General features: G+C 44.2%; 10 protein-coding genes. 7 read left to right on the top strand and 3 right to left on the bottom strand.

All coding sequences use genetic code 11. The features are described from left to right. Positions 1–7: 7 nt before the first annotated feature. The 3 genes from nrdB to ubiG all read right to left on the bottom strand — a co-directional run bounded on the left by nrdB (position 8) and on the right by ubiG (position 4836). Positions 8–1138, bottom strand: a complete 1131-nt coding sequence (gene nrdB, locus MHM87_RS00245; protein ID WP_014949649.1) for a class Ia ribonucleoside-diphosphate reductase subunit beta — start codon at positions 1136–1138, stop codon at positions 8–10. Positions 1139–1260: 122 nt separating this feature from the next. Continuing rightward, the gene (gene nrdA, locus MHM87_RS00250) at positions 1261–3582 is read right to left on the bottom strand and encodes a class 1a ribonucleoside-diphosphate reductase subunit alpha (RefSeq protein ID WP_014949648.1); all 2322 of its coding nucleotides are present in this window, start codon (positions 3580–3582) and stop codon (positions 1261–1263) included. A gap of 549 nt (positions 3583–4131) precedes the next feature. Continuing rightward, complete coding sequence (gene ubiG, locus MHM87_RS00255; RefSeq protein ID WP_239257482.1) at positions 4132–4836, bottom strand: bifunctional 2-polyprenyl-6-hydroxyphenol methylase/3-demethylubiquinol 3-O-methyltransferase UbiG; 705 nt, start codon at positions 4834–4836, stop codon at positions 4132–4134. 302 nt (positions 4837–5138) lie between these two features. Between ubiG and gyrA the strand changes: the two genes are divergently transcribed. The 7 genes from gyrA (at position 5139) to MHM87_RS00290 (ending at position 15926) form a co-directional block, all read left to right on the top strand. Next, a complete protein-coding gene (gene gyrA, locus MHM87_RS00260; RefSeq protein ID WP_014949646.1) occupies positions 5139–7853 on the top strand; it encodes a DNA topoisomerase (ATP-hydrolyzing) subunit A in 2715 nt (904 codons plus the stop codon). A gap of 145 nt (positions 7854–7998) precedes the next feature. Further along, positions 7999–9084 carry a 3-phosphoserine/phosphohydroxythreonine transaminase gene (gene serC, locus MHM87_RS00265; RefSeq protein WP_014949645.1) on the top strand — a complete coding sequence of 362 codons (1086 nt, stop codon included), beginning with the start codon at positions 7999–8001 and terminating at the stop codon, positions 9082–9084. Between the two features lies 1 nt (position 9085). Next, on the top strand, positions 9086–10369 hold the full coding sequence (gene aroA / locus MHM87_RS00270) for a 3-phosphoshikimate 1-carboxyvinyltransferase (protein ID WP_239257483.1): 1284 nt from the start codon (positions 9086–9088) through the stop codon (positions 10367–10369). Positions 10370–10552: 183 nt separating this feature from the next. Next, positions 10553–11224, top strand: coding sequence for a (d)CMP kinase (gene cmk / locus MHM87_RS00275; protein ID WP_039227644.1), 672 nt, complete (start codon positions 10553–10555; stop codon positions 11222–11224). Positions 11225–11342: 118 nt separating this feature from the next. Beyond that, the gene (rpsA, locus tag MHM87_RS00280) at positions 11343–13013 is read left to right on the top strand and encodes a 30S ribosomal protein S1 (protein WP_014949642.1); all 1671 of its coding nucleotides are present in this window, start codon (positions 11343–11345) and stop codon (positions 13011–13013) included. 76 nt (positions 13014–13089) lie between these two features. Then, positions 13090–13377, top strand: coding sequence for an integration host factor subunit beta (ihfB, locus tag MHM87_RS00285; RefSeq protein WP_014949641.1), 288 nt, complete (start codon positions 13090–13092; stop codon positions 13375–13377). Between the two features lie 206 nt (positions 13378–13583). Beyond that, entirely contained in the window at positions 13584–15926 is a 2343-nt protein-coding gene (locus MHM87_RS00290; protein ID WP_014949640.1) for a PilZ domain-containing protein, read from the top strand. Positions 15927–16032: the final 106 nt, after the last annotated feature.

A 16032-nucleotide genomic window follows, 5' to 3' on the forward strand; every position in this document is an offset into this window, starting at 1 on the left:
TGTAGTTTTACAGCTCAAAATCAGCAAAGTCGTCTTCGCTCACGGCAGAGTCGATTTGACCAACAAGATAAGAGCTGATTTCAGACTCTTGAGGTGCCACTTGCACGTTGTCTGAATTCAAATAGTTATTCATCCATGGAAGTGGATTACTGCTTATCTCGAACGGGGTGTCTAGACCAATAGCAGACATACGTTGATTCGCAATGTACTCAACGTACTGGCAAAGAATTTCTTTATTCAAACCAATCATTGAGCCGTTTTGGAACAAGTAGTCAGCCCACTGCTTTTCTTGCTCAACAGCGTTCATGAAGATAGCGCGCGCTTCTTCTTTACACTCTTCTGCAATTTGCGCCATTTCAGGGTCATCTTTACCCTTAGCCCACAAATTAAGGATATGCTGTGTTGAAGATAAGTGCAGATTCTCGTCACGGGCAATCAAACGAATAATCTTAGAATTACCTTCCATCAGCTTCCGCTCAGCGAAAGCGAATGTGCAGGCAAAAGACACGTAGAAACGGATTGCTTCCAGTGCGTTCACCGAGTTCATGCATAGGTAAAGCTTCTTCTTAAGCTCATACATGTTGATAGTGTGTGCAACACCATTCACTGTATGTACGCCTTCACCCTGTGTCTGCCAAAGCTGAGTGGCGAAAATGAGATCATCGTAATATTTAGAAATATCAGCAGCACGTCGCTTAATTTCGTCATTCACTACGATATCTTCGAATATTTCGCTTGGGTCTGAGAACAAGTTTCTCAAAATATGAGTATACGAACGTGAGTGAATAGTCTCGAAGAAAGACCATGTTTCAACCCAAGTTTCTAACTCTGGTAATGAAATAATAGGCAAGAACGCGATGTTCGGGCTACGGCCTTGCACCGAATCTAACAGGGTTTGGTACTTAAGGTTTGAAATAAAGATGTGCTTTTCTGGGTCGGTCAATTTTTGGAAATCAACACGGTCGCGAGAAACGTCAACTTCTTCAGGGCGCCAAAAAAAGCTAATTTGCTTCTCAATAAGCTTTTCGAATATGGCATGCTTTTGCTGGTCGTAGCGTGCAACGTTTACGGGGTTACCGAAAAACATCGGCTCGATCAATGGATTAGTACTTTGCTGATTAAACGTAGTGTATTTCATGATGGCCTAACTAAAAACTTAATGATTAACGCGTATTATTGTTTGTGTTCTTGCTGCGAAACGTTAATGGCAAATGCAGTTAACTCCTTTTATGCATTTGCCATTTAAACAGGGGGCGTGTTCTAAATCTTACACGCACCACCTGCACAATCATCATCTTCCTCTACAACCACTTCTTCTTGACGTGGCATAGGCTCGCTCGCTTTAGCATCGAGAGCAGATGTGTCTGACGCGCCGTCGCGAGTGTTATGATAGTAAAGTGTTTTAACGCCCAGTTTATACGTAGTAAGAAGATCCTTAAGAAGAAGCTTCATTGGTACCTTGTTACCTTCGTAACGGCTTGGATCGTAGTTGGTATTCGCTGAGATAGTTTGGTCGATAAACTTCTGCATGATACCAACAAGTTGTAGGTAACCATCGTTTGAAGGAATATCCCAAAGTAGCTCGTATTGGTCTCTTAGCGTTTCGTACTCAGGTACAACTTGCTTAAGTACACCATCTTTGCTCGACTTAATGCTGATAAAACCACGCGGTGGCTCAATGCCGTTTGTCGCGTTAGAAATCTGAGAAGACGTCTCTGACGGCATTAATGCTGACAGCGTAGAGTTACGCAAACCGTGAGTTTTGATTTCTTCACGAAGTGCATCCCAGTCGTAGTGAAGTGGTTCATTACATACGCTATCAAGATCTTTCTTATAGCTATCAATTGGCATGATGCCTTGAGAATAGGTGGTTTCGTTAAACTTAGGACACGCACCTTTTTCTTTCGCAAGATTGTTCGACGCTTTTAGTAGATAGTACTGCATTGCTTCGAATGTGCGGTGAACTAGACCGTTCGCGCTGTGATCAGAATATTTAACGCCATTTTTAGCAAGGTAGTATGCAAAGTTGATAACACCGACACCTAGCGTACGACGTCCCATTGTAGCGTTATATGCAGCAGGAACGGGGTAGTCCTGGTAATCAAGCAGGTTATCTAGCGCACGTACTGCAAGGTCAGACAGCTCTTCAAACTCGTCCAGTGACTTAATCGCACCTAAGTTAAACGCTGACAGCGTACATAGTGCAATTTCACCGTTCTCATCATTAACGTGCTGAAGCGGCTTAGTAGGTAGCGCAATTTCAAGGCACAGGTTGCTCTGACGAACTGGCGCAACTTCTGGGTTAAACGGGCTGTGCGTATTACAGTGGTCAACGTTTTGTAGATAAATACGACCTGTGCTTGCACGCTCTTGCATGAACAAGCTGAATAGCTCCATGGCTTTAATTTGCTTTTTGCGGATGCTGTCGTCGTTTTCGTATTTAACGTATAGCTCTTCAAACTTCTCTTGGTCAGCGAAGAAAGCATCGTAAAGACCTGGAACGTCAGATGGGCTAAATAGTGAGATATAGCCGTCTTTCATCATGCGCTGGTACATTAGTTTGTTGAACTGAACGCCGTAATCTAGATGACGTACACGGTTTTCTTCAACACCACGGTTGTTCTTAAGCACTAACAGTGATTCAACTTCCATATGCCAAATAGGGTAGAACAGCGTAGCAGCGCCACCACGAACACCACCTTGTGAACAGCTTTTAACGGCTGTTTGGAAGTATTTGTAGAACGGAATACAACCCGTATGGAATGCTTCACCGCCGCGAATAGGGCTACCTAGTGCGCGAATACGGCCTGCGTTTACACCGATACCCGCACGCTGGCTTACGTATTTAACAATGGCACTTGCCGTTGCATTGATTGAGTCTAAGCTATCGCCGGTTTCGATAAGTACACATGAGCTAAACTGGCGAGTAGGCGTACGTACGCCAGCCATAATAGGTGTAGGCAATGACAGCTTGAATGTTGAAGCGGCATCATAGAAGCGGCGGATGTAGTCCATACGCGTCGCTTTATCGTAATTTGCGAAAAGGCATGCCGCCACTAAGATATATAGGAACTGTGCACTTTCGTAGATTTCACCTGTAACTCGGTTTTGAACCAGGTATTTACCTTCAAGCTGTTTAACTGCAGCGTAGCTGAAGTTCATGTCTCGCCAATGGTCGATATACGAGTCCATTTCAGCAAATTCTTCAGGCGTGTAGTCTTCAAGCAAGTGCTTATCGTATTTGCCCATATCAACCATCTTACCTACATGCTCAAGTAGGGCAGGCGGCTCAAATTGACCATAGGCTTTTTTGCGAAGGTGGAAAATGGCCAAGCGCGCAGCTAGGTATTGATAATCTGGCGCATCGGTAGAAATAAGATCTGCCGCTGATTTGATCAGGGTTTCATGGATCTCGCTAGTATTGATACCGTCATAAAACTGGATTTGTGCCTTGATTTCAACTTGTGAAACTGAAACGTTTTTAAGTCCTTTGGCTGCCCATGTCACGACTTTGTGGATTTTCTCTAAGTCGATGGACTCTTTTTCACCGTTGCGTTTGGTGACTAATAAGTTGTTGTTCATGTTACTGGCCGTTTGTCTGTTAGCGCTTGATGCGTGGGCTATGTAATGCCCATTTTCATTTTTAATTTATTGAGTGTGAGTGACATTATCACCATCGGCTCACGCCAGATAACAACACACACGAAAGCGGCCTAAACCAATACCGAAAGTACAAAGTAGAGACTGCTCATTTAATTTTTTCACTGCATTTATATTTTCAGCGAGGTTGATGTCACACACTTCATATGGCATTGCCATAATCTCGTTAGCGATCTGTGCGATCCCAGAAAATCTGCATTGGGATCACGTGCTGAATTAAACACAAGATAGTGAGGTTTTAGTCTTAATGCAACCCAATATCTGGTGGTATTTCAAGCACTCAATCTGGCATGAAATTTATGTTAGTAACAACTAACTTTTTAGCGTTCTACAAGCGTAAAATATCTGGATTGCAAGCATTTTTAATTATTTCTTCGACATAAAAATTAATTTATTCTTAGAAAATAGTTTTTATATAAACACGATATATGGTGTTTAAAATATCGCCGCAACCCAATATATAGTGTTAAATTAATTTTGCGCTACTGTATATAGTAAGTAGTTAACGTCGACATTATTCGCAGAAAGATAAAAGCCTTGAGAAATTGGGTCCATGTGTAGACCTGTCATATCTCGAGGCAGCAAACCAGCATTATCGGTCATCGCCATAAGTTCAGATGGTTTGATGAACTTACTGTGATCGTGGGTGCCTTTTGGAACCAGTTTAAGGATATATTCCGCTCCTACGATCCCCATCAGATAAGACTTTAGGTTTCGGTTAAGCGTAGAAAAGAAAACATGGCCACCAGGCTTAACCAACTTAGCACAGGCCAATACAACAGAAGCCGGGTCGGGTACATGCTCTAACATTTCCATACAGGTTACCACGTCGAACTGTCCCGCATTTGCTTCTGCGAATGCTTCGGCAGTTGAACATACGTAGTCAACTTTTACCCCTGATTCTAAACCGTGCAGCTTCGCTACTTCTAACGAGGCTTCAGCCATATCCAAGCCGGTTACCGTCGCGCCTGCACACGCCATAGACTCTGCTAAAATACCGCCACCACAGCCAATATCGACGACCTTTTTGTCAAACAGGCCTTCACTGTGTTGATTAATGAAGTCTAAGCGAAGTGGGTTAATAAGGTGCAATGGCTTAAATTCGCCTTCTGGATCCCACCAGCGTGAAGCGAGTTCAGAGAACTTATTGATTTCTTGTTGATCGACGTTCGTCATGAGTAAAACAATCCTTAATCTATCTCTTTTTAAGATATCGTAAATCGAGGTTGTGTTTCACTGTTTTTAAACAGAAATAGACAAATTATAAGAAGGGTCGAACGAAAAATAATCGCTTGCCTTTTAGTTGATTAATAAGCGTAATTAAGCGCTACATAATTCTGTCATCAAGTGGTACACTCGAAGCACGATTATGACCCACATAATAATAACAGTGCGCTCCCACGCCTTGTTTTCACAATGATGTGAAGCGAAGTGCTGGATAACGCAGAACAAACCAAGATAAAGGGATTAAGCAGTTTATGTCTGATAACGCTAAAGAAATCCTCCCCGTTAATATTGAGGAAGAGTTAAAGAACTCTTACCTTGATTACGCGATGAGCGTTATTGTCGGGCGAGCCTTGCCTGACGTAAGAGATGGCTTGAAGCCAGTGCACCGTCGTGTGCTGTTCGCAATGAACGAACTGAAAAACGACTTTAACAAGCCATACAAAAAATCTGCCCGTGTGGTAGGTGACGTAATTGGTAAATATCACCCTCACGGTGACTCTGCAGTTTACGACACTATTGTTCGTATGGCCCAACCGTTCTCACTTCGCTATATGCTAGTAGACGGTCAAGGTAACTTCGGATCGGTAGACGGCGACTCTGCTGCTGCGATGCGTTATACCGAAGTTCGCATGGCTAAAATTGCGCACGAGTTACTTGCCGATTTAGATAAAGAGACCGTAGATTTCGTACCTAACTACGATGGTACAGAGCATATTCCTGAAGTATTACCAACGAAGGTGCCTAACCTTCTTGTTAACGGCTCATCGGGTATTGCGGTTGGTATGGCGACGAATATTCCGCCACATAACCTCACCGAAGTGATCAACGGCTGCGTAGCGTTAATTCAAGATCCGTCTATTACCATCGACGACTTGATGACACACATCCCAGGTCCAGATTTCCCAACGGCAGCTATGATCAGCGGGCGCAAGGGAATTGAAGATGCGTATCGCACAGGTCGCGGTAAAATTTATCTTCGTGCTAAGGCGGAAATTGAAACTGACAGCAACGGTAAAGAAACCATTGTTGTTAACGAGATCCCTTACCAGGTTAACAAAGCGCGTCTTATTGAAAAGATTGCTGAACTGGTAAAAGAAAAGCGCATCGAAGGCGTTTCTGCACTGCGAGACGAGTCTGATAAAGACGGTATGCGCATTGTTATCGAAGTTAAACGCAACGAATCTGCCGAAGTCCTACTTAATCATTTATACGCGAATACCCAGCTTCAAACGGTATTCGGTATTAACATGGTTGCGCTTGATAACGGTCAGCCTAAGGTATTCAACCTTAAAGAAACGCTAGAATGCTTTATTCTTCACCGCCGTGAAGTAGTAACACGTCGTACGGTTTTTGAATTACGTAAAGCCCGTGACCGCGCTCACATTCTTGAAGGTTTGGCGATAGCGCTTGCGAACATCGACCCGATTATCGAGTTGATTAAAGCGTCACAAAGCCCAGCAGACGCCAAGAAATCGCTTGTAGCACAAGGTTGGGACTTAGGTGATGTAGCGCAAATGCTTGAGCGCGCAGGCGATGACGCTGCACGCCCTGATTGGCTAATGCCAGAATTTGGTATTCGCGACGGCAAGTACTACCTGACAGAACAGCAAGCGCAAGCTATTCTTGACCTTCGCTTACACAAGCTAACAGGTCTTGAGCACGAGAAAATTCTAGAAGAGTACAAGCAACTTCTAGAGATCATCGCTGAACTTCTTCACATCCTAAACAGCCCAGAGCGTTTGATGGAAGTGATTCAAGAAGAACTTGAGAAAGTACGTGATGAATTTGGTGATGAGCGTCGAACTGAAATTACGGCAGCAAGTCACGATATTGATATTGAAGATCTTATAGAGCAAGAAGATGTTGTAGTAACGCTTTCTCGCGAAGGTTATGTGAAATATCAAAAACTTACAGACTACGAAGCACAGCGTCGTGGTGGCCGTGGTAAATCAGCAACCAAGATGAAAGATGAAGATTTCATCGAAAGATTATTGGTAGCGAATACCCACGATCACATACTTTGCTTCTCAACCCGTGGTCGTTTGTACTGGTTGAAAGTATATCAGTTGCCGTTTGCTAGCCGTAACGCGCGCGGACGCCCAATTGTTAACATTCTACCGCTTGAAGAAAACGAACGTATTACTGCTATTCTTCCTATTAAAGAGTTTGAGGAAGGCAAGTTTGTACTGATGGCGACGGCAAACGGTACGGTTAAAAAGACTGACCTGAGCCTATATTCTCGCCCACGTTCAAGCGGTATTATCGCCGTTAACCTGAACGAAGGTGATGAGCTGATTGGTGTTGATATCACTCACGGTGATGACGACATTATGTTGTTCTCTGATGCAGGTAAAGTGGTTCGCTTCAACGAGAAGCTTCGCGACAGCGAAACCGGTGAAGTTAAGCGTGACCCAGAGACGGGTGAAGAGCTTCTGGCACTTCGTCCTATGGGAAGAACAGCCACAGGTGTTCGCGGTATTCGTCTGCAAGATGGTCAAAAAGTGGTATCACTTATTGTTCCTAAAGGCGACGGCCCAATCCTGACAGCAACAGAGAATGGTTTCGGTAAGCGTACTCCGCTTGAAGATTACCCTGCGAAGAGCCGTGCGACACAAGGTGTTGTATCAATTAAGGTGTCTGAGCGTAATGGTAAAGTGGTTGGCGCGGTTCAAGTAGACGAAACCAATGAAATTATGCTTATTAGTGACCAAGGCACACTGGTTCGTACCCGTGTAGGCGAAGTGTCAGTAGTAGGCCGTAACACACAAGGCGTTCGCTTAATACGTACAGTAGAAGGTGAGCACGTTGTAGGGTTACAACGCATTGAAGAAGTGGAAGAGTTACAAGAATTCGACGAAGACGGTAACCTAATCATTTCAGACGATGCGCCAGAACAAGCAGAAACTGCTGTTCAAGAGCAAGAGAACACCGCAGAAGACGGTGACGGCTCAACGACAGAAGAGTAGGGATAGGGCGCAGGTATTCATACTTGCGCATTATCAGTGTTCTTTCAAACAAGCGGCTTAAGCCGCTTGTTTACCTAATAGACCCGCAAAACGTTCAAAAAAAAGCGAGTTAAACGGTAATTATCTACAGGTGTTGAAAAACGCGATGAAAGAGGTTTTTAATTTTAGTGCTGGCCCGGCTATGCTTCCAAAAGAAGTCATGGAAAAAGCACAATCAGAATTTACAAATTGGCGCGATCTAGGCTGCTCTGTAATGGAAGTAAGCCATCGTGGTAAAGACTTCATTGAAATAGCGGCAAAAGCTGAGCAAGATTTGCGAGATTTATTGTCCATTCCTTCCAACTACCATGTGCTGTTCACGCACGGTGGTGGGCGTGGGCAATTTGCCGCTGTACCGCTCAACTTATCCAACGCTAACGATACCAGTCTTCACTTAGTCAGCGGTTCTTGGTCTAAAGGTGCCGTTGACGAAGCAAACAAATACAACCACGCCAAAGTGGTGGGTGAAGTGTCTGAAAAAGACGGCTGTCACTACGTTGCGCAGCCTCAGTTGAGCGATATTGATCAATCTGCCGCGTATTACCATTTCTGTCCAAATGAAACCGTTGACGGAATAGCTTTTGATTGGCTACCAGAGTCGGGCAAGGTTCCGCTTGTTTCTGATATGTCTTCGACTATATTGTCTCAGCCGTTAGATGTAGCAAAACATGGCGTTATATACGCTGGCGCACAAAAGAATATCGGCCCAAGCGGCTTATCAGTTGTTATTGTTCGCGAAGACCTGGTTGGCAAAGCACGTAAAGAAACGCCCTCTATCTTCGATTATGCACTAGCGGCAAAGTCTGACTCTATGTACAACACACCGCCAACGTTCTCTTGGTACTTAGCGGGGCTTGTATTTGAATGGCTTAAAGATATGGGCGGCGTTGACGCTATGGCTAAACGCAATGCTGAAAAAGCGGCGTTATTGTATTCAGCTATCGACAGCTCTGACTTCTATTCAAGTAAAGTTCACCCTGACAACCGTTCAAAAATGAACGTGCCGTTTCATTTAGCCAATGCTGAACTTGACGGATTGTTCCTTAAACAGTCACAAGAAGCAGGGTTACTTGCTCTTAAAGGGCATCGTTCAGTAGGGGGCATGCGTGCCAGTATTTATAATGCAATGCCAGTAGAGGGCATTGTTGCGCTAGTTGAATTTATGCGCGAATTTGAAAGAGTGAATGGATAAAATGGAGCAGTTAACATTAGACCCGATTGCAAAAGTATCGGGAGAGGTCAATGTACCTGGCTCAAAAAGTCTGTCTAACCGCGCACTACTGCTAGCCGCGTTAGCTGAAGGTGAAACTGAATTAACTAACTTGCTTGATAGCGAAGATATTGAGCACATGTTAAATGCACTCACTAAATTAGGCATTAACTATCGCTTGAGCGAAGACAAAACGCAATGTGTTGTACAAGGTAACGGTGGCGCGTTCAACGTAGCTGAGCCCTTAGAGCTTTTCCTAGGCAATGCCGGTACAGCAATGCGACCTTTGTGCGCGGCACTTGCTGCTAGTAATGTCGACACAGTACTTACCGGTGAGCCGCGTATGGAAGAGCGCCCAATTGGCGACTTAGTCGATGCGCTGCGCGAAGCCGATGCTGAAGTAACTTACCTTAAAAATGAAGGTTACCCGCCGCTACAAGTTAAAGGTAAGACTTTAAACGGCGGTGAAATGTCGGTAGACGGCAGCGTATCTAGCCAATTCTTGACTGCGCTTTTAATGGCTGCCCCATTATTTTCAGGTGATGTGACTATACGAATAAAAGGTGAGTTGGTCTCTAAACCCTATATCGATATCACGTTAGATACCATGGCGAAGTTTGGCGTTACTGTTAAAAATGATAACTACCAAACGTTCACGATTTCTGGTGACGCTAAGTATATTGCGCCGGGTAAATTTATGGTAGAAGGCGATGCATCGTCAGCATCTTACTTCCTTGCAGCCGGTGCCATTAAAGGTGGAACGGTACGCGTAACCGGAATTGGCCAGAACAGCATTCAAGGTGACATTCGTTTTGCTGATGTACTTGAGGCCATGGGTGCAACGGTGGTTTGGAACGATGAGTATGTTGAAATAACGGGTGCGCCGCTTAAAGGCGTGAACATGGATATGAACCATATTCCAGATGCGGCCATGACCATCGCGACTACGGCATTGTTTGCTGAAGGTCCAACGACCATGACCAATATTTATAACTGGCGTGTTAAGGAAACAGATCGTCTTGCGGCTATGGCCACCGAGCTTCAAAAGTTGGGTGCGAAAGTGGAAGAAGGGCATGACTATATTAAAGTGTGGCCGACTGACTCGCTAAAACATGCTGAGATAGACACGTATAACGACCATCGCATTGCCATGTGCTTCTCGCTTGTTGCGTTAAGCGATACGCCGGTAACAATAAACGACCCGGGCTGCACGCGCAAAACGTTCCCAGACTACTTTACCCGCTTTAAAACACTGTATAGCGCGTAAAGGCTCAAAAAATATTCCTCATAAATAATGGTAGGCAATGCCGGTAATCGCCTTACTTGCCCCATTGATCTGAATCAGGTTAAACCTGATGTTCAATGCCGCCAATTAGAGGCGGCATTGCTTATCTCTCACTAAAGCGTATAATTGCGCGCGATTTTTAGTAATTTAAACGATGGAGCAGGTATGCATTCCACACCCGTAGTCACGGTTGACGGTCCTAGTGGTGCTGGTAAAGGTACGTTAAGTAGCTTGCTGGCAAAGAAATTAGGGTGGCACTTTCTAGATAGCGGCGCAATTTACCGCGTATTAGCAGTTGCTGCACTTCACCACGACCTTCCGTGTGATGATGAAGAATGTGTTGTTCCTCTAGCAACCGGTCTTGATGTTAGTTTCGAGACGAATGGCGATAGCACTCGCATAATCTTAGAAGGCGAAGACGTTACTGACGATATTCGCACCGAAGAAGTTGGCGCCGTGGCGTCAAAAGTTGCGGCATTACCCCGGGTTCGCGAAGCACTACTTCGCAGACAGCGTGCTTTCCAACAAGATCCTGGTCTTGTTGCCGACGGTCGCGACATGGGTACAGTGGTATTTCCCGAAGCGCCTGTAAAGATTTTTCTTACAGCAAGCGCAGAAGCCCGTGCAGAACGCCGCTATAGCCAGTTGAAAGCAAAGGGCATGGATGTTAATATTGCGCGCCTTTTAACCGATATCAAGGCAAGAGACGAGCGCGATACACAGCGTGCAGTGGCTCCTTTGGTACCGGCACAAGATGCAGTAATTATAGATTCAACGGACTTGGATATTGACCAAGTCTTTGAAAAAGCGATGGATATTATTTCCTCACGCCTTTAATGACGAGAGCTGATCGCATCCAAAGCAGTGTTGCTACAGGAAGTGGCGACTAATTTTAATAACCCCGCGTTATCCGGATAAGAAGCGTGGATATCAACTTAAAAGTTATTTGAGACTTATGACTGAAAATTTTGCACAACTTTTTGAAGAAAGCTTACAAGAACTAGAAACACGTCCTGGTTCAATTGTAAAAGGTACTGTTGTTTCTATCGACAAAGACATCGTTCTTGTTGATGCAGGCTTGAAATCAGAAAGTGCTATCCCAGCTGACCAATTCAAAAACGCTGAAGGCGAACTAGAAATCGCTATCGGTGACCAAGTAGACGTAGCACTAGATGCAGTTGAAGATGGTTTCGGTGAAACTATCCTTTCTCGCGAAAAAGCGAAGCGTCACGAAGCGTGGGTTGAGCTGGAAAAAGCTTACGAAGATAAAGCTACTATCAAAGGCGTTATCAACGGTAAAGTTAAAGGCGGTTTCACTGTTGAAGTTAACAGTGTACGCGCGTTCCTTCCTGGTTCTCTTGTTGACGTACGTCCGGTACGTGACACTACGCACCTTGAAGGCAAAGAGCTTGAATTTAAAGTTATCAAGCTTGACGCTAAGCGTAACAACGTTGTTGTTTCTCGTCGTGCAGTTATCGAAGCAGAAAGCAGCGCAGAGCGCGAAACGCTTCTTGCTAACCTTGAAGAAGGTCATGAAATCAAGGGTATCGTTAAGAACCTTACCGATTACGGTGCGTTCGTTGACCTTGGTGGCGTAGACGGTCTTCTACACATCACTGACATGGCTTGGAAGCGCGTTAAGCACCCAAGTGAAATCGTGAATGTTGGTGACGAAATCAACGTTAAAGTACTTAAGTTCGACAAAGAGAAGCAGCGTGTTTCTCTTGGCATGAAGCAAATGGGCAACGATCCATGGCAAGAAATTGCTTCTCGTTACCCAGAAGGTACTAAGATCAACGGTCAGGTTACTAACCTTACTGACTACGGCTGCTTCGTTGAAATCGAAGACGGCGTTGAAGGTCTTGTACACGTTTCTGAAATGGATTGGACTAACAAGAACATCCACCCATCTAAAGTTGTTAACCTAGGTGACACTGTAGATGTAATGGTTCTTGAAATTGACGAAGAGCGTCGTCGTATTTCTCTAGGTCTTAAGCAGTGCATTGCTAACCCTTGGGAAACATTTGCTGAGTCACACGAAAAAGGTGACAAAGTGTCTGGTAAGATCAAGTCAATCACTGACTTCGGTATCTTCATCGGTCTTGACGGCGGCATCGACGGTCTAGTTCACCTTTCTGACATCAGCTGGAACAAGTCTGGTGAAGACGCGGTTCGCGACTACAAGAAAGGCGACGAAATCTCTGCAGTTGTACTTCAAGTCGACCCAGAGCGTGAGCGTATCTCTCTTGGCGTTAAGCAAATCGAAGAAGATCCTTTCAACAAGTATCTGACAGATAACAAGAAAGGTGCTATCGTTACTGGTACAGTAACAGCAGTTGATGCGAAAGGCGTTACTGTAAACCTAGCTGAAGAAGTTGACGGCTACATCCGCGTTGCAGATCTTGCTGTAGAGCGTGTTGAAGACGCAACAGAAGTAGCAAGCGTTGGTGATAGCATCGAAGCGAAGTTCATGGGCGTTGACCGTAAGAACCGCACTGTTAACCTATCTGTTAAAGCGAAAGATCAGGCTGACGAAAAAGAAGCTATCGATAAAGTTAACCAGCAAGAAGATGTTGGTTTCGCTAACGCGATGGCAGAAGCATTTAAAGCTGCTAAAGGCGAATAATGCTTTTGTGGGTGTGCAGATGCACACCCAATTCGCGATAGCTGTTTAAACAATAATATTGACAATGAGGTTAAGCATGACCAAGTCTGAATTAATTGAACGGCTCGCGGATCAAGCGCGTCATATTCCGGCGAAGGAACTCGAACTAGCGATAAAAGAACTTCTAGAGCAAATGGCACAAACTCTTCAAAAGGGTGAGCGTATTGAAATTAGAGGTTTTGGCAGTTTCTCTCTTCACTACCGCGCTCCACGCGTAGGTAGAAACCCAAAAACGGGTGAGACAGTGAAACTTGACGGTAAATATGTACCGCACTTTAAGCCTGGTAAAGAGCTTCGCGAAAGGGTAGACGCCTCAATCGCATAATGCATTTTAAAAGCCGCTGAAAAGCGGCTTTTTTGTGTCTGCTGCCTTATTGTTATTTAGCAAAATTCAATAGTTTATTTGCCTTAGCTAAAATAAGGCACTCGTTATTGCTGATATACTTTCGTTTAATTTTTGATACCTATTGACCCCAACTCGAATAGGGTTATATATTGTTCAAATAATAATAAACGGTATTCATAGAAGTAATGTCAGCCGGCGACGAACAAGCAATAATAAAACAATATCAGCCGCTCATTCGCGCGTTAATTCCTTATGAACAACAAAACAAGCTGTTAGAAGGAATTAACAAGTTTTCGAAGCGTCTACCTAGTAGTGTTCGAAAAGTAGTAAAAGAGGAGGTTGTTCGATTAACGTCGTTAACCGACGCTCCTGCTGATAACTCTGCCTTTGCTCAATTCCCCGTCATGAAATTCAAGCACTTCGGGGTTCAAATGCGCCTTGATAAAGTCGGCGCGCAGATACTCAAAAACGAAACATCGCTTTATCAAGACAGATATACGGTAGGCGTGTTTGAGTCAGTAATGAACTCAGACTTCTACCAAAACCAAATAAAAAAAGAACAGTTCAAAAAAATTGTCGATGCTTTTAATGTTGAAAGCCAATCGTTTACTGATATAGATTTCGGCGATGACATCGCAATTCGTCCAAACTTTACTATTTCTTCCCCCGATTTTGAGAAAGGCCGTCATTGTTCAATCAGTTCGATGTCACACAAAGGCATTGCTCTTGAAACGAAAAGGCCACCGAACGCTTCTACTGGTGACATTATTACGTTCACTATTCCTGAAGTTAAAGGACTTACTAAAGAACCGACTGAAATAACGCTTGAACTAGAGTCGGTAAAATACAACAAGCACTTAGGGAAGTATGAGACATCGTTTGTTTTTCAAGACGACGTGGATAAAGGCTTTCTTGCAACCCTTAAACGATATGTAGCGATTACCGCGTATAAACAGCCTTTGCAGCGTGATTTAGAAATAGAACGCGCCATGCAAGAACTAGAACGCGACCGAATACTTGAAAATAGCCCGTGGTTGCCCGTGTTTCTCGCGCCAGAGAAGAAGTCGCTTAAGCCCATTATTGCCCTGTTTACCAAAGCCAATGTCGAGCATAACGACGCCGAAAAACTCTTGGCTAGCCTACAAGATAAGCCTATCTTCGCGACGTTAGTTGACGAGCTACGCAAGTATAATGAAGCATATGTCTTTCATGGCAACATCAAAACCAAAAATGGTAACGTTCAAATAACAGCGACGCATAGACAACTGCTAGCATTAAAACAGCTTAACGCGTTGGTTTATCTTCTTGCCAAAAGTGGCGACTTCATCTGTACCCATTGTCGACTTGATAGCGTGACGCGAGAAGATAAACAAAAAGCGTTTGCTATTCACGATATTGCCAGTAAAGAATTTGAGCAACTGGCGCAGATCTCCCATGTTCTTTACTGTAAAGACGTGTCTGCTTATCTTACTAATCTGACTCTTTCAGCAAAATGCGATTTCAAACCCTTGTCAAAAACCTTGAGGGCTAGCGGCAATAATTGGCGAATTGATTATGTAATGGAAGAGGATTTAGATAGACGCAGTGAGACACGTTACGTTATTGATAAACCTGCCTCTATTAAAGTTGGACTGCTGACATCGATTGATGCGCGGGTTGCTGATTTAAGTGCAAGTGGAATGAAGTTAATTGTTGCACCGAAAAGTGAGCTACAAAAGGAAATTCGTGTTTCAGTACCGGAACTGAAAATTAAAGGTGAAAAATATAAGGTTGTGCACTACCAAGCGGAAACGGGCGTGGTGAGGTTGTGCCTTGTTGAAGATACACGTAAGGCTAAAGTGAGCTCGAGCGTCGATCATATGGTTGAAGAAAATACCGCGTATTTCAAAGTAAGAGATATTGCGCGTATTCAACGCTCAACTCACCGTTATATCTGGGAATTGGCGGTTAGGCATATGCCGTCTTTATCGGTACTATGTGTGATGAACCGCTTTACGTTAGACAGGCTCAAAACGGTGTATCAAAGTGACGCATCTGATGACCTTTATCCTTTTTCGCGCACTCAAAATATTATCCCACTGCACGGCTTTTTTGCAGACAAAGGGCAGGCTAAGCCCAAGTCACAAATTCTAGAGGCGATGTTCAAAGAAACATCTGAACAAGCGTTAGTGGTTCACTGCGTTAGAAAGAGCGACAGCCGCTTAGTGTATATAAAAGAACGCGACTTCCTTTTTTCTAAGTTGCGAACACAGATAAAAACTCAGTTAGATGAAGAAAAAATACATCTCAGCGCCACAGATGTCACCGCTATCCGGTGTCACGGTGCGATAACGCCGTTAACTAAGAAGCGTCTTGCCCAGCTATCAAAGCTAGACAAAGCCATGTATGACAAGCTCGAAACGATGCAGGCGGGTTATACACACTGTATTTTTATTACTAATATGTCAGCCCTTCACCACGATTTAGTGGTAGACAATCTTATTGCCAAACCCCAACGTCAGGATCTAGAAAGCGAAGGCGCGGCTTAATGCCAGAGCCTTCTGAGTGGGCAAATATCTATGCGGATTGGTATAACATCATTTCACTTACGCTTTTAGTGTTATCTCTTTTCGCATTTTGCTATTCTTGTAAATA

This window comes from Alteromonas sp. Cnat3-28 (assembly GCF_022348265.1).
GTDB lineage: Bacteria > Pseudomonadota > Gammaproteobacteria > Enterobacterales > Alteromonadaceae > Alteromonas > Alteromonas macleodii.

Bases quoted from the DNA above. Each gene is read 5' to 3' on its own strand.
- nrdB (WP_014949649.1), bottom strand. From the start codon at position 1,138: ATGAAATACACTACGTTTAATCAGCAAAGTACTAATCCATTGATCGAG.
- nrdA (WP_014949648.1), bottom strand. From the start codon at position 3,582: ATGAACAACAACTTATTAGTCACCAAACGCAACGGTGAAAAAGAGTCC.
- ubiG (WP_239257482.1), bottom strand. From the start codon at position 4,836: ATGACGAACGTCGATCAACAAGAAATCAATAAGTTCTCTGAACTCGCT.
- gyrA (WP_014949646.1), top strand. From the start codon at position 5,139: ATGTCTGATAACGCTAAAGAAATCCTCCCCGTTAATATTGAGGAAGAG.
- serC (WP_014949645.1), top strand. From the start codon at position 7,999: ATGAAAGAGGTTTTTAATTTTAGTGCTGGCCCGGCTATGCTTCCAAAA.
- aroA (WP_239257483.1), top strand. From the start codon at position 9,086: ATGGAGCAGTTAACATTAGACCCGATTGCAAAAGTATCGGGAGAGGTC.
- cmk (WP_039227644.1), top strand. From the start codon at position 10,553: ATGCATTCCACACCCGTAGTCACGGTTGACGGTCCTAGTGGTGCTGGT.
- rpsA (WP_014949642.1), top strand. From the start codon at position 11,343: ATGACTGAAAATTTTGCACAACTTTTTGAAGAAAGCTTACAAGAACTA.
- ihfB (WP_014949641.1), top strand. From the start codon at position 13,090: ATGACCAAGTCTGAATTAATTGAACGGCTCGCGGATCAAGCGCGTCAT.
- MHM87_RS00290 (WP_014949640.1), top strand. From the start codon at position 13,584: ATGTCAGCCGGCGACGAACAAGCAATAATAAAACAATATCAGCCGCTC.